This is a genomic window from Janthinobacterium sp. SUN211 (genome assembly GCF_030587315.1).
Taxonomy (GTDB): domain Bacteria; phylum Pseudomonadota; class Gammaproteobacteria; order Burkholderiales; family Burkholderiaceae_D; genus Janthinobacterium; species Janthinobacterium kumbetense.
In genome coordinates this window covers 161,100-176,801 of sequence record NZ_JAPWIC010000002.1, presented here as the reverse complement: position 1 = coordinate 176,801, position 15,702 = coordinate 161,100, and the positions used below count along the sequence as shown (strand labels likewise).

Annotated in this window: 5 protein-coding genes; 2 read left to right on the top strand and 3 right to left on the bottom strand. The window is 65.3% G+C overall.

Annotation, left to right across the window (positions count from 1 at the left end; genetic code table 11):
* Positions 1–33: 33 nt before the first annotated feature.
* Positions 34–1,011 carry a hypothetical protein gene (locus O3301_RS06480; protein ID WP_305055929.1) on the top strand — a complete coding sequence of 326 codons (978 nt, stop codon included), beginning with the start codon at positions 34–36 and terminating at the stop codon, positions 1,009–1,011.
* A 19-nt stretch (positions 1,012–1,030) separates the two neighbouring features.
* On the opposite strand, the gene O3301_RS06475 is transcribed toward O3301_RS06480, so the two are convergent.
* The 3 genes from O3301_RS06475 to O3301_RS06465 all read right to left on the bottom strand — a co-directional run bounded on the left by O3301_RS06475 (position 1,031) and on the right by O3301_RS06465 (position 15,007).
* Positions 1,031–1,771, bottom strand: a complete 741-nt coding sequence (locus tag O3301_RS06475) for a tetratricopeptide repeat protein (RefSeq protein ID WP_099666716.1) — start codon at positions 1,769–1,771, stop codon at positions 1,031–1,033.
* A 166-nt stretch (positions 1,772–1,937) separates the two neighbouring features.
* Positions 1,938–6,383 carry an OmpA family protein gene (locus tag O3301_RS06470; protein ID WP_305055928.1) on the bottom strand — a complete coding sequence of 1,482 codons (4,446 nt, stop codon included), beginning with the start codon at positions 6,381–6,383 and terminating at the stop codon, positions 1,938–1,940.
* Positions 6,384–6,397: 14 nt separating this feature from the next.
* Positions 6,398–15,007, bottom strand: a complete 8,610-nt coding sequence (locus O3301_RS06465) for an SdrD B-like domain-containing protein (RefSeq protein WP_305055927.1) — start codon at positions 15,005–15,007, stop codon at positions 6,398–6,400.
* A 151-nt stretch (positions 15,008–15,158) separates the two neighbouring features.
* Between O3301_RS06465 and O3301_RS06460 the strand changes: the two genes are divergently transcribed.
* On the top strand, positions 15,159–15,371 hold the full coding sequence (locus O3301_RS06460; RefSeq protein ID WP_305055926.1) for a hypothetical protein: 213 nt from the start codon (positions 15,159–15,161) through the stop codon (positions 15,369–15,371).
* The last annotated feature ends 331 nt before the right edge of the window (positions 15,372–15,702 follow it).

Sequence of the window (15,702 nt, the reverse complement as noted above, 5' to 3'; positions counted from 1 at the left end):
GCCCATTCTCCATGAACGCAATCTGCCCTGCCTATGAATTACCGCACCCCGCTCGTCCTGTTAATGGTATCCGCACTGCTCGGCGCCTGCTCGGACAAGACCGCCCCCGCCAGCGCCGACGCGGCAGCTGACGTGGCAAGCGATGTCCCCGCAGCCGCGGAGGCAGCCGACACGGCATCGGCCGAACACGTGCCGCCGCCGGCCGCCACCGCGCCCAGGACGGAAGCGATGAACACGCCGCAGGCGCGTGAACGCGAAGCGGGCATGATGCGCGCAGTCTTCGGCAAGGACTACCGCAGCGACAGCGACGATGCGCTGGCCGACCTGTCCGATCCGGACAACCATGTCGACAAACTCAGTTACGTGGTCAGCGCCGTCAGCCACAAGCTGCTGCCCGATGGCCGCGCCATCCTGGTGGCGAATGCGGAAACGGCCAACACGGAAGGCACGGCGGAATCGGCGCATGCCTCGCCGGGGCTGTTGAACGTCTTTTTCCTGGCGCCCAAGGGCCAGCCGGAAGACGGCCAGTGGCAAGTCGTGAAACGCCTGGAAAACATCGCCGCCCTGGGTTCATCGGGGCAGCTCGGCGAAGTCCACTGGGTCATGCTGGGTGCGAACAAGCCGGGACTGGCGATACGCCATGGCTATACGGGCCAGGGTTACACCATCACGCAGCTGGCCCTGTTTGAAATCGGCGACGGCAAAGTGACGGCGCTCGATGGCGGCATCGACCTGTATTCGGACAATATGGGCGCCTGCGGGCCTGACACGGACGAGTGCTGGATGGTCGACGGCAAGTGGCGCTTCGCGGCAGCGCGCAATGGCGGCGCCTACGACGACTTGCTGATCGATTTCAAGGGCGCCTCCGAGAAGATCAAACCGGGCGTCACGGTCAAGCCGGACGAAGACCCGCCGCGCATCGCTACGCCCTTGAACGGCCACGCGCGCTATGGCTTCGATGGCAAGGGGTACAAACTGGTCGAGGGCAAGAATACGGTGCCTGGCGTCTGAACTAGGCACCGGCAAAAAATCAGCGGCGCGCCGCCTCCAGGCGCGCCAGCAGCGGCGCATACATGGCACGCGTATGGCTGCTCCAGCGGGCCATGGCGCTGTCGATATCGAGCAGCAGGCGTTCCGACAATACCTTGTCGCCCTGCTGCAGCGCCCAGATCGCGCATTCGGCGCGGCACTCGAAGCTGTTGTAGCGCGCCAGCGCATCGTCGAATTCCGCCTTCGCCTCCGGCTGGCGTCCGCTTTGCGCCAGCGCGCGCGCCGTCAGCAGGGACACCATCTCGGGACGGAAATGGATATCCGTGCGACGGATAAACTCCAGGTGCGTCAAGGCCTCGGCGCCGCGCCCACATTCCAGGTAGGCGCGTGCCGCGCCCAGGCGGATTTCCAGATCCGAGGAAAACGCTCCCTGCAGGCAGGCTTCATACGTCGATGCCGCTTCCTGCGCATCGCCCGCTTCCAGCTGCGCGCTGGCCAGGCGCATCTGGTTCTGCGCCGTCGGCGTGTACTCGAAAGCGGCTTTCGCCTCGCGCAGTTCGCGATTCGGATCGAGCACTTGCACGGCCACCGAAGCTACCTTGCGCGCGCCTTGCGGCAGGCGCGAATTGGGCAGGTAGATGGCGAAGAAATACACCACGCTGCCCAGCAGCGGAAACATGAATAAAATGAGCAGCCAGTACAACTGCTGCCCGTTGCGCACCACGTGAATCGCAAAAAACAGCGCGATCAGGATGTGGATGCCTATGCCAAAAATCGTCATGTTACAACCTCGTTCGTGACGGGAGCCGCTGGCACCATGCCGCCGCTTTCCCTGGCTCAATATTACACCGGCCGTCGCGGCAAGCCCGTCGGGGAGACACGCGAACGGCGAAAAAAAAGCAGGACAGCCGCGAGACCGTCCTGCTTTCCTGGCGCGCCTATGGGCGTCAGAACGTGCTGATGGCGTTCAGGAACCAGCCCCGGCTGCGATACGACAAATCCGTCAAATCGTCCGAGAAGGTCGTGAAGTTGTAGCCGATGCCGATCTTGGCGTGCTTCGCCACATGCCGGTAGACGCCGACCAGGGCGCCGGCACGCGCATCGCCCGCCTCGCGCGCCTTCAGCCTGCGTCCCTCGATCAGGGCATCCCACTCCTTGACGATATGGAAGTCGGCGCGCAGCACCAGCAATTCCGCGCGGCTGGAAAACCACTCGCCTTGCGTCTTCGACGCGCGCAACTGGCCCGTGCGCACGCCGAATTTCCCGCCCAACGACAGCCATGGCCGCACGTCATACGTCGTATCGACATTCAGGATATGGCTTTTCTGCGTGTAGTCGAGCACCCCGCCCGTGACGCCGTCGACCTGGCCTGGCGATGGCAGGTTATAAAAGTACGTGTACTTGAACAGGGTATTCCAGCGGTCGTTGTCGACCGGGCGATAGGCCGCTCCCGTCACCACTTCCGTGTAGTCGCCATCGTAGAAGGCGCCCCGCGTGGAACTGCTGCGCGACAGGTTGAACTTGCCCAGCAGGCGCCAATCGCGGTCCAGCTGGTAGCTCAGCGCATTACGCGTCAGCCACACCTTGCGGTGTTCGCTGTTCGCGTCCGTGACGCAGCCGCCATCAGCCGGCACGGTGGCGCAACTGCCATCCACCGTCCCCAGCGACTTCGTGCGGTCCGTGCGGAACTCCAGCGCACTGGAAAACTTCAGCCGCTCGTAGGCATATGCCGCCGTCAGGCCGATGGCGTCGCGCTTCAAGTCGCCCGACAGGGGATTCGACAGCGTGCCCGTCTCGAACTTGATGCCCGTGGTCCAGCGCTCGGTGGGCGCCAGGTCCACGCCGAACGCGTGCGTCAGGCTTTGCGGCCCCGCGCCATTGCCCCAGCGGCTTTCCGCAAACAGGCCCGCCTTCTCGTTCAGGCGGTAGCGGCTGCCCGCCGTCAAGGTAGACTGGCGGCCGCTGTAGTTCACATCCGGCGTTTCCGTTTCCATGCGGTAGTTCAGGTAAACGCTGCTGCGCTCATCCATCTGCATGTTGCCGAACAGCTGGCCGCCCACGCCGCCGCTGCCGCCCGACGCTTCCGCCCCCAGGCGCAGGCGTTCGCTCACTTGGTAAGTGCCACCCAGTCCCGCGCGGTCATTCAGGGCGCGGTTGCCGCTGCGCGACAAGGTATGCTGCACGAAGCCGTACATGTCCCACGGCGCGTACAGCAATCCTGCCACGCGCGCCGAGGCCACGCCGGAAGCGAGCGTGGTGTCGGGGCCGTACTGCGGACCGCCAGCCATGCCCGCCTCGCGGCCCTGCGTCACCAGCTGGCCCGTGATGCCGCCTTCCAGTCCCTGCTGCGGCACGATGTTCGACGCCGGCGTCTTTTCCAGCGCGCCATCCCGGGCTTGCTGGCCCTCCTGCAATGGGCGATAGTCGACGCGCAGCACGGCGTCGCTGCGCCCGCCATCCTGGCTCAGGATGGCGCTGGCATTGTCCCTGCCCAACGCATTGTCGCGGCGGTCGTGCCGCAGGCCTGCCGACACGCCCCACTCCGCATCGAGCTTGTGGCGCAGCGCCGCTTCCACTGCGCGCGCATCCTGGCTGGTGGCCGTGCGGTCATCCGCCTTCAGCGACACTTCCGTGCGCTCGCCCAGCGGCACGGTCGCCGCCAGGCCCGTTTGCCTCACGGCCTCGCCGTTCAGGGTCTGCATGCCCGGTCCCGCGTAACCGGCTTCGCGGTCCTGCCAGTAGGCGGCGATGCGGCCGCGCGCCGCGCCGCCCAGGTCGGCCAGGTCCAGCGCGCCGTCGAAGCGCTTCGCGTTGGCAGGGCGGCCGCCCGTCGTCGTCTGGTTGAAATCGAAGCCGCCGCTCGATGAACTGAGCACGCTGCTGGCGTCGCCGCTGGAACGGGCCGCCTCGGCCTTGATCCAGGTACCCGGCTTGTAGCGCAAGGTCAGGTCCAGCTCCTTGAGGGTCTGGTCCGAACCCTGTTCGCCCTGGTGATAATTGCTGGCCCCGATGCGCACATGGTCGTTGAACCAGTGGCTGGCGCGCACCCCCACCGAGGTGCCGGAAATGGCGCTCAGGCCCGGCACATACTCATACGTCGCCACCAGGTACACGGGATTGCCGCTCAGGCTGGCGCTTTGCACCAGCGCGCCGCCATCGGCCACGGAGGACAGCGGCGAGCGCAGGGTCAGGCGTCCCTGCAGGTAGTTGATTTCATAATCCTGCGAAGGCGTCAGCTGGATGCGCTCGATCACCAGGCCCGAATCCTTGTCGCGCACTTCCACCCACAGGCGTTCCGAACCTTGCGTCAGGTCCAGGTGGCGCAGATAGTATTGCGAACCGCCCGTGCCGCGAAATTCCTCGCGCGACTGCAAGGTGCCCGGCGAAGCGGCAAAGGCGTTGACCGTGCTGGCCTTTTCGCCATGGCTGGTGCTGGCGGCGCCATTCCACAACAGGTTGGCGCCATACAGGCCGCGGCTGTACTGGGCCAGTTCCGAGCCGCTCCAGGTGGTCTGGAAATTCCCCCACATGACGGACGAATCGCCTTTTTCCAGGCGCACGTAAAAGCGCCCCTGGGTAGGCGCATCGTCGACGGTGGTGCTGTCGTCGCCGTACACGGGATAGTATTTGTCCGGATCGATGCGGCGCAGCAGGTAGTTCGGGTCCTTGCTCTGGAAATTGTGGAACAGGTCGCGCAGGGGCTGCTCGCGCGTGTCGGCGCTGGCCGTCAGCAGGTAGTCGCCCTTGATCTTGCCCTTCAAGTAAAACGCGCCGCGGCCGTCGGCCCAGGTCTCGTTCCGGTAGTGCTGCGTGTCGCCCGTGACCAGTTCCGCCGGTCCCTTGGTGCGGTCGCGGCCAATGGTCAGGTCGGCCAGCGCCACATAGAACCAGTCGCTGTCGGCGATATTCAGGTTGCGGCGGAAGGTCATGCCGGCCCCGCTGCCATCCTTCACGGCCACTTCCACCGTATGCGGTCCAGGACGCATGATCTGGCGCATGGCGAACTTGCCGCTGACGTCGACCGGCACGACCATGCCCAGCGCCGTCACCTGCTGGCCAGGCTTGATCTTCTCGCCGCTGATGGTGACGCTGCCGCCCGATGCATCGATATTGCGCAAGATCAGGCTCGACTCGCCCCAACCGGCCAAGGCATCGCCGCCGGCCTTCTTGCCCGGCGCTTCGGGCGGCGCCGCATCGAGCAGGCGCAGTGGCTGCAAACGCGTCTCGTCGAACTTGCCGCCTGCGTCGTAGACGCGCAGCAGGTAGCCGATCTGCTCCGGCGCATCGGCCGGTGCCTGCCAGGCCGTCGCTTCGCCCATCGTCGCGGGCACAATCGCAAATGGCTGCTCCTGCGTGCTCTGTCCCTTGGCGAAGATGCGGATCTCGGCGCGCTGCTGGAAAAATGCGTAATTGGTGTACGTGCCAAAACGCACAGGCGCCTGGCGCTGCGCATAAGGCGCTGCCAGCCAGACATTCAAGGCCGGCGCCACATTCAGGGGGTCGTACTTGACCTGGATGTCGGAACGCTCCAGCGCCACGTCGACGCAGCGCTGACGGTCCGCCTCCTGCTGCGGCGTATCGGTGTCCTGCACCACGCCGTCTATGCTGATGGAGAAGGCTGCATCGCGGTTGGCCAGCTGGCTGGCGACGGCGCAATCGTCGACCTGCACCACCGTCTCGATGCGCTTCGGCGGTGCGGCGGCGACAGCCGGCAGTTCGACGGCTTCCTCGTACCAGGCACGGATTTCCGTGCGGCGGTTCTGCGCCATGCCTTGCGGCGTGGCGTTCGACGCGATCGCTTCGCTCTCGCCCTTGCCGCTGGCGGAGAAGGCCGACGCCGGCAAGTCCAGCGCGCGCATCAGATAGGCCGTGACGGCCAGCGCGCGCGCCTCCGACAGATGCTGGTTGGTCGGGAAAGTCGGCTTCAACCAGGCGGCGATGCGCTGGTTGTCCGTATGCCCGATCACCTGCACGCGCACCTTCTGCTTGCCGCGCAAACGTGCGGCAAGCGCGTCAAGCCGGGCCGTGGCGGCCGGCAGCAGCACATCGCGGCCGGACTCGAAATTGGTGCCCGACAGCAGATCGTCGAAGGTCACGCTCTGCTGCGCCGGCGTGGCCGGCGGCACCGCTTCCAGGATCACGCGACGCTCGGCGCGACTCAGGCCAGACGGCGCCAGGCCGCTGAAAGCGGGCGACTCCTGCTCACCGCTCGAGGGTTGCTGCGCCCCCATGCTGTGGCTCCGGTCCAGCATTTTCCCGCGCAGCGCATGCTCGTTTGCCATTTGCGCATGCGCACCCAGACAGACAAAGCCTATGCTGCCGAGCAAATACACGAGCCGTTTGGGGACCGGCCTGGCCGCCGCTTTGAAGGTGCCTTGATTGCTAACGTTCATGGTCATTTTCGGTTTCATTGTGCGCCCTCGATCTCGATGACGAGGGGATATTCGTTTTGCAGTGCCTGCCAGCGCGCCTGCATCTCACTTTCGATCGCCTTGCTGCGGCGCTGCGCCAGCGCGGCATCGCCGCCAGCGGCATACGCGATGCGCAGTACCGATGGCTTGGCGCGCAGGCTAGCCACCAATCCTCCGATGCGTCCGGCCCATTCCGGCTGCAAGGCCGTTTCGCCCGCGACGAATGCGGCGTCGCTCAGCTCAAGACGCACGACACGGTGGATGGTGGCGCCGAAGTTCAGCTTGACCACCTTGCCTCGGGTCAGGCGCACATCGCGCGGATTTTCCGTCGTGACGCGGTAGCCGCTCGGCAGGGTGCGGTCATCGAGCTTCATGACGAAGTTCGAGCCGCGGTCCGCATTCGGAATCGCCGGACAAGCCACGTGGAAGCGTCCTTCCGCATCCGTCGTCACCAGCAAGCCGCGCGCCGTCGCCATGCGCACGCCGGCAATGCCCGCCTCGCCGTCATCCTGGTAGCCATTCGCGTTCCGGTCGTCGAACACCTTGCCGATGATGTCGGGACAATCGAAAGTGGCATCCGGCACCACGCGCACCGTGGCGGTAGCCAGGTTGGAAATACGCGTCTCGCCCGTCGCTGCCCAGGCCTGGTTGACGTATTCGCCATCGCCAACGCCGCTACCCACCATCAGCATCAGCTTGTAGGTCTTCTTCTCCTTCGGCGCGAAACCGCTTTCCTTCCAGCGCAAGCTGCGGCCATCGACGACAGGTTCCGCCGGCACGCCATTGCGGGTCGCGCTGCCGACGCGGTACTTGAAGCCGGCCGGTATCAGGTCGCGCACCTCCATCGCGCCCAGGGTCGCCGCCTGCGGATTGCTGGCCGTGATCGTGTACGGCACCAGGTCGCCGCGCGTGACGTTCAGCATCGGCGTCGCCTTCGTCACCATGATGCTGTCGCTGCCCAGCGGGTCGAGCGGGATATGGTTGTTCAGGATCGGTGCCGAACCGCCATTCGTGATGACAAAGCTCAGGTAATACTGCGTGGTCCTGGCGCCTCCGGCGACCAGTCCCGTGCAGTTGTTCGGATCGAGTTCCATCTTCGTCGACAATGCCGGCGCCAGCTCGCTGGCCTGGATAAAGGCCGGATCCGGCACCAGGCCCACTGTCAATGGTCCCTTGCAGGCCGGCAGGCTGCCGGACGGCGCCAGCAGGTAGTTCGCCGGCGCCACCACGCTCAGCGTATACACGCCGCTGGGGAAGCCGTTCTGCAGCAGGAACTGATACATGCCGTCGCTGCCCACGGTTTGCGTCTGCTCGGCAATACCGCCCACCAGGTGCGTGGCGCTGTCAAAACCGGCAGGGCCGCTGATCGACACCACGGCGCCAGCCACCGGCTTGCGCGTCACGGAGTCGTACACCACGCCGGCCGGATCGAGCGGCAGATTCTGCTCGACGACACGGTCGCCGTCGCGCAAGGTCAGGTTGGTGATGCGGCTACCGCCCGGCACCACCACGCCTTCGCCTCCCGTCGACACGGGCACATTCGGCATGTTGTTGCCATCCTTGAGGAAGGTGATCGCATAGCCGGAACCCGTCGGCAAGCCACTCGCCTCGTAGCCGGGGCAATGCAGGTTGTCGAACTGGTAGAAGCCTTTCTCGTCCGTGATGGCGCGGCAGATCAATTTGCCTTCCTGGTGCAGCTCGGCCGTCCAGCCAGCCACGCCAGCCTGGCTGCCGTCGAGCGGACGCACACGGCTGCCGTCGCGGTTCAGCCATACGTAGCCGTTGATGATGGGCGGCTTCAATTGCGGGATGCCCTTCTCGCCGAACAGATAGCCGCGCATGTCGTCGCCCGCCGCCAGCTTGATGCCGGTGATCGTATCCTTGTTGCCCACGCCGACAGGCTTGCTGGCGTTGGCCGTGCCCACCGATCCTGGCAGCACCGCCGTCTTGCCGTCCACATAGCCGGCCGGCTGCGTTTCCGTCAGGGTGTAGCCGGCGGCGTCGCTGACCGGCACCGTGTCGAACAGATAGCTGCCGTCGGCACCCGTCAGCACGCTCAGTTTGACGGGCTTGCCATCGACGGACGTGCCGCTCAGGACCACCGTCACGCCGGCAATGCCTGACTCGCCATCGTTGCGGATGCCGTCGTTATTCAGGTCGGCATACACCACGCCGCCGATCTTGCCCAGCATATGGCGTTCGCCAAACAGGTAGCCGCTCGCCTGCGTCGCCACCGGCAGCACGATGTCGCCGATCGTGTTATGTTCCGGCGCCGCGCCGAAGCTGGCGTTGTTCACCTTGCCGCCGGCGCTGCCGGCCATTTCGCGGCCGTCGAGATACACGGCAGGCTGGCTTTCCAGCAGGCTGTAGGTACCGGCAGGCAGGCCGTCGAAGCGGTAGCTGCCATCGCTTCCCGTCACCACCGTACGGGTCAAGCCGTTCGCGCCGCGCACAGTGATTTCAATGTCGGCAATGCCCGCTTCCCCCGTGTCCATGGCGCCGTTGTCGTTCAGGTCGCGATACACGAAACCCCGCAACGACGACACCTGTTCGCGGAAATCATAGCCGCTGCCATTGCCCTGGGGCGGCAGGACGATGCCGCTGACGACATCCACCACGCCGGTACCGACCGGTTTGCCGTTGATGCTGCCGACAAAGGTACCCGTCGCACCCGGATAATTCCCCAGGCCGGCCGGCTGCGTTTCAGTGACCGTGTAGCCGGCAGGACCGGATGGATACAGGCCAGGGAAGGTGTAGCTGCCATCGGCGTCCGTGACGACGGTGACATTGACCGGCTTGCCGTGGCTGTCGATGCCGCTCAGCGTCAGGCTCACGCCAGGCAAGCCTTCGCCCTTCTCGTAGCTGCCGCTGTCGTTCGCATCGCCGTACACGCGGCCGGAAATACTCGCCGCCTGCAGTTCGCCGAAGTCAAAACGCGTATGGCTCTTCGCCGCATCGAATGGAATGCGCGCGATCGTATTGGCCGTGCCGATGTCGCAGGCCGGATTGGCGCAGGAGGCGGCGCCGTCGATCAAGCCCTTGCGCTGGCGTCCGTCCAGATAGGCGGCCGGCTGCGTTTCCACCAGCGTATAGCCGGCCGCATTCGCGTGCGGCAGGTCACGCAAGCTGTAGCTGCCGTCGGCGGCCGTGATGGCCGTGCGGTTGACCGGCGTCACGCCATCGCGGGCGATGCCGGTCAGGGTGATGGTAACGCCGGCGATGCCCGCGGTTTCACCCGCATCGCGCACGCCATTGTCGTTCGCGTCGACGTAGACGGCGCCGCTGATGGCGCCTGTCTTCTCGCCGAAATCGTAGCCCGTCAATTGCGCGCCTGGCGCCAGCGCGATGGCGCTGACCACGTTGGCCACGCTGGCATTGCCGCCGCCATTGCCGGCCGCCTGGCCCGCATCGGCGTAATTGACCGGCTGCGTTTGCGTCACGGCATAGGTACCGGCGAGCAGGCCGTCGAAATGGTAGGCGCCGTTGGCATCGGTCAGTACCGTCACGGGACCGCCTGCGCCACCGGTCAGCGTCAAGGTCACGCCCGCCAGCGGCGTGTCGCCGCTGCCGGCCGCGCCATTGCCGTCGACGTCGAGGTAGACCTTGCCGGCGATGCTGCCCGTCAGTTCGCCAAAATTGTAATCGCGCGCGCTGCCGCCGTTCGGCAGCACGATGCCGTTGAACTGGTCGAAACGGGGCGCACTGCCGCCGATGCGGCCTGTCGCGACGCCATTGACCGTGCCCACGCTTTCCGCGCCATCGAGGTAGGCGGCAGGCTGGGTTTCAGCCACGGCATAGCCGTTGCCGTCGCTTTGCGGCAGGCCCGTGAAGCTGTAGCCGCCGTCGGCCGCCGTTTGCAGCGTGCACAAGGCAGGCACGATCACGCTGCAGACGTCGAAGCCGTCCGCCGTGGTGCCCGACAGCGTGACCGTCACGCCGGCGATGCCCGTTTCGCCCCCATCCTTGCGGCCGTTGCGGTTCGCATCGATATACACGTAACCGGACAGCGACTGCGCCACGCCCCCAGCCGCGCCTGGCGCCTGGCCGAAATGGTAGCCCGTCGCCGTGGCGCCGGGCAGCAGTACGATGGCGCCGGCAGTGCGGATCGCCGCACCCGGCACGCCCGTGCCAGGCACGCGCACGGCGCCGTCGATCAGGCCACCGAGGCTGCCTGCCTGCGCACCCGTGTGATACAGGCTGGCCGGCGGCGTGACCGTCACGGCATAGCCGGCAGCGTCGCTCGGCGCCAGGCCGGCAATCAGGTAACTGCCATCGGCGCCCGTCTGGAAGGTGCAGCTCGGCACGGCAATGCCGGGACAGACGGGATGACCGAGATGGTCGTTGCCGCTCAGGGTCAGCGTGACACCGGCCACGCCCGTGCTTTCACCACCCTGGCGCACCGCATCGCGGTTGCTGTCCATGTAGACGCTGCCGGCAATCGACGCCAGCGCCAGTTCGCCGAAATTGCGCTCGGTGTAGCTCAGGCCCGGTTCGATGCTGCCGATGACGATGCCTTCCGGCGCCGCGCGTCCCGCGCTGTTCGCCACGACATTGCCGGCGCCGTTCTGCTCCTTGCCATCCGCATGGCCGGCAGGCTGGGCCAGTTCGGTCACCGTGTAGGATTCTCCCAGACGGCTAGGCGGGACATTCGTGAAGCTGTATTTGCCATTGGCATCGGTGGTGGCCGTGCACGCGCTGCCCATCGCGACGCACACGTCGGCGCCCCAGAAGGTCAGGCCGGAGAGCTTCACCTGCACGCCGGCGATGCCATTTTCGCCCGCCTCGCGCAAGCCGTTGTTGTTCTTGTCGGCGTACACGTAGCCGCTGATGGCAGCATGCGCGTATTCCTGGAACAGGTAGCCCGTCGCCGCCGTATTCGGCGCCAGCACGATCTGGCCGATGGTGTTGTGCGCCGCGCTGGCGGAACAGTTGGCGCCGTTGTCGCAGCTGGCCGGCGGCGGCGTGCCACCGGCCGTGCCCGCGACTTCAAACAGGTCGGCGTAGCTGGCCGGCTGTGTCTCGACGAGGGTATAGCCGCCGGCCGCGGAGCGCGGCAGGCGGTCGAACAGGAAGTCGCCGCTGCTGGTGCTGAGGGTCAGCGGCGCGCCCGCCGTGCCGATATCGTTGCCCCAGAAATCCTGGCCGTACAGCGAGAACGTCACGCTGCTGGTGATCTTCTCACCGGCATCCATGCCGTTGCTGCGGTTCGCATCGTTATACACGGAGCCGGCGATGCTCGACTTGACGATCTGCACGTCGACGCTGGCACTGTTGTTGCCGGCGTTCGGATCGCGCGAGGTGCCCGGCGTCGGCACGATGCTGGCGGTATTCGTGATATTGCTGGCGAACGGTCCCGCATAGGCCGGGTATGGCGCCTTCACGGGGATGGTGATGGAGACCAGGTTGGCCGTGTCGGCGGCGCCCGAGGCAATCGGCAGCACGCCCAGCGTGCAGGTCACGGTGACCGGCGAACCGCCGCTGACGCAGTTGTTCAAGGTCAGCGAAGCGCCCGAGCCAAGGCGTGCCGTCGGTGCGCCCGTCAGCACGAAGCCGGCCGGCAGCACGTCGGTGACGACCGTGCTGGCCGCCAGGGCGGGACCCAGATTCCCCACCACCAGGGTGTAGCTAAAGGGCTGGTTGATGCTGAACGGCGATGCGGGCGAAACGGTTTTCGACACCAGCATCAGGTCGGTCTTCGGCAGCACGGTGGTGGTTTCTTCCACCACGTTGTTCGTCGCCAGCTTGTCGCCGGCAAACGGCGCAGCACCCGTTTCCAACGATTCGACGCTGGCGTTGATCTTGTAGGTGATCGATCCCAGCGGCGCATTGCTGACGGGACCCGTATCGAATTTCAGGCCGAACACGCGGCTGGCGCCGCTGGACAGCGTGCTATCGCCGGGCACGCTGGCCAGGTAGCACACCAGGTTCGTGCCCGCGCCGCCCGGCTGGCTGCACGAGGCGCCGGCCGGCAAGGTGGTACCGGCGGCATTCCACAGCATGGTATACGGCACGGCCGCGCCGTTTTGCGGCGGCGGCACGGGCGTGACGACCAGTTTCAGGCCGGTGGCCAGCGACGGCCCGTTGTTTTGCACGGTAACCTTGTACACCAGCGCATCGCCGAACGGGCTCTGTTCATAGCCCGTATCGACGGCCGACACGCTCAGGTCCAGCTCCTTGCTGATCACGGTGACGGTGGTGCTGTTGCTGTTATTGGCCGCGTTGCTGTCGTCGGTCGTCGTGCTGATGGTGGCGCTGCTGGCATAGGCCGCGTCGACCGCATCGGGGTACGGGAACACGGGGATGACAGAGAAGATCAGCTGGCGCGTCTCGCCGTCGCCGAGTCCAAAGGTCCGGCATTCGATGCCGGCCTGTCCCGCATAAGGCGCACCGCTGAAGGCGGGCACCAGCGTGCATTGCGCGGCGCTGCCCGCGATGCTGGCCGAGCCGGCCACATACGCCATGCGGGCAGGATCGATGACCTGGCGCAGCACCACATTGGCCGCGCTGCTGGGGCCATTGTTGCGGATCGAGGTGGTGAACACCAGCGGCACGCCGACGCGCACGGGATTCGGCGCACCAGCCATCGCCGTGACGCCGACGTCGGCCTGCGGCACCACGGTGACGGTGGCGCCGGAGCTGTTATTGGCCGCATCGGTGTCGATGGCATCCGGGCTCGATACCGTGGCGGTATTGAGCAAGGCGCCGTCCTTCAACGGGCGATTGAGCGTGATGGTGATGGTGCGCGACGCGCCATTGCCCAGGTTCAGCAGCGTGCACGTGATGGTCGACGCAAAGCTGCAGCTTTCGCCTGCGCCGCTGCCGGCCAGCACGACGCTGCCGCCCGTGGTGCCGCCGCTGCCGTTGTACCAGTGCGGCAAGGCGTCGACCACCTTGACGGTCGGTGCGCTGTCCGGGCCAGCATTGCTGACCACCAGGGTATAGCTGAAGGTATTCGAGGCGGCCGGCAAACTGACCAGGGACGCCGTCTTGACGATGGCCAGGTCGACGTTCAACGGCGTCGATGTGACGCTGGCGGTGTCGCAATTGCCCGTGCTCGCATTGTCCGGCGGCTGGTGCGCCGACCCGGCGGCCATGCCGGTACAGGCGGTATTGCTCAAGGTGCCGGAAAACCCCGCTTGCGCGCGCGTGGTCAGAACCAGGGCAGGCAGTTTCGCGCCGCGCGCCAGGCTGCCGGAAATCGTGTAGGTGCAGGTCACCAGCTGTCCCGCCGCGCTGCACGTCCAGCCCGCGCCGCTGGCGCTCACATAGCTTTCTTGCGGCGACAAGGTATCGGTCACGGTCACGGTGCCGCTGGCGGCACTGGTGGAGGTGCTCGCATTGGTGACCGTGATGGTATTGGTGATCAGGCCATTGGCCGCAACCAGTCCTGGCGACTTGCTCTTGCTCAGGGTCAGGTGGGCGAATGGCGCGACGATGGTGTAGGTGGCCGAGGCGGGATTGTTCAAGCCGTCGAGCGGGGCGCTGCGTGCCACGTCCACCACATTCGCGCCGCCCGTCGCACCCGTGGCGACGGTCAGCGGAATCAGGAACTTGGAAGAGGTGGCGCCCAGCGCCAGCGCGCCGACATTGCAGGTGATCGTCTGGCCAGCCTTGGCGCAGCCGGCCGGCAAGGTACCGATCGTGAAATCGCTGGACACCGTCGTCTTCACGGTGACGCCGCTGGCGTCCTGCGTGCCGCTATTGACGGCCCACAGGTTCAGGCTGACCGCCTCGCCCTGCGTCAACGAGCTCAGGCCGCTGGCGTTCGACACCAGGGTTTGCCGGGCATCGAGGTCGGTGCCCGGCTTGACCGTGACGATGACCTGGCTAGGTCCGTTGTTGCCGTCTTCCGGATCGCCGGTCTGCAAGTCGCTGGAAGCCACCGACGCGCCGTTGGTGATGGTGCCGGCGATGCTCTTGACAATGCGCCCGCCGATCGTGATGGGGGGAGCTTGCTGCCCGACGCCGATGGCTGCGCCGCTGTAGGTACAGGTCAGCACGGTGCCCGAACGGACGCATGCCCAGCCCGTGCCGGACGCCGATGCGTAGGTAAAATCTGCGCTGGCCGGCAAGTTGTACGTGACCTTGAATTGCGATGCGCTGTCCGGACCGGCATTCGCCACGTCCACCCGGTAGCCCACCGTTGCGCCGGCCGCTGCCGTACAAGCGGCGGGACAACCGCTCAAGCCCGTCGTGCCGCTGGCGGCGACGCTCAGGTCCGCGCCCTTGATGACGGTGACCGTCTTGATCGAATCGTTGTTGAAGCTGTTGCCGTCCGTGTCCACGTTGACAAAGGACACGCTGGCCTTGGTCACCACGGCAGACGCCGCCGAGCCCGTGCCGCTGAAATTGACCGTCCAGTTCGCGGTCTTGCCCAGTCCGCTGCGCGTGCAAGTGAGCAATTGCGGACTGGCTGCCAGATTGAAGGTGCAACCGGCCGGCGCCGTGCTCGACGCAAAATTCACATTGGCGGGCAATTCCACCGCCAGGCGCACGGTGCCCGTCGCATCGACCAGGTCCTCATTGTTCGTCACCACCACCGAAAAGCTGGCCTTGCCGCCACGCGGCACGGGGTCCGGCGCCTGCAGGTAGGCGGAAACGGACAAGTCGATTGCCGCCGCCGACGCCGTTCCCGCCGCGCCAAGGGTGCAGAAACAGGCGATCAGCCATAACAGGCGCTGCAGGAGACCGCGCGGCCCTCCCCGCTTGCAGGAGATCAGACAGGAAAAGATAGTGCGCAAAAAGGAGGACATAGGCATGGCAGTCGTCAGGGGGTTGTGCGGTGTGCTGCAACGGCACTTCCGGCCCAGAAAAAACAGCGAACGGCCTGCTTTTTCACCCTGCGGACATGGCAAGGCGGCACGAAAGTCAACAAATACTCAATGTGTAATTTATGACAACATTGATGATTTGCGACATTCTGGTGCATTTTTTAATGCTTTACAAGCAATAAAAATATTAAAAAATTAATCAATTGAGATTAAGCAAGGAAATGAAAAAATCACTCAAAGGCACTTGCACTCATGCTAACAAATGTGTCTATTTTGTTATTTTTTCAAATTGGTACTACGGCAGGTTTTTTGGCATCACGCCCCTGAAATGATAGAAAGCGAGGCTAAAGATGCCAATTTCGCTCAATATGCCACTATGTACTCTAGCGTACATATCAGAAAGAAAAGTGTTTCCCATGTGATACTAAAAATAATTCAAATGACAATGTTTATTGGTATCACAGGCGCAGCACGGCAGAAATCGCAAAAGAATTCCATGTGGAAATTTTTTATGTACTGCAACGTGAAAA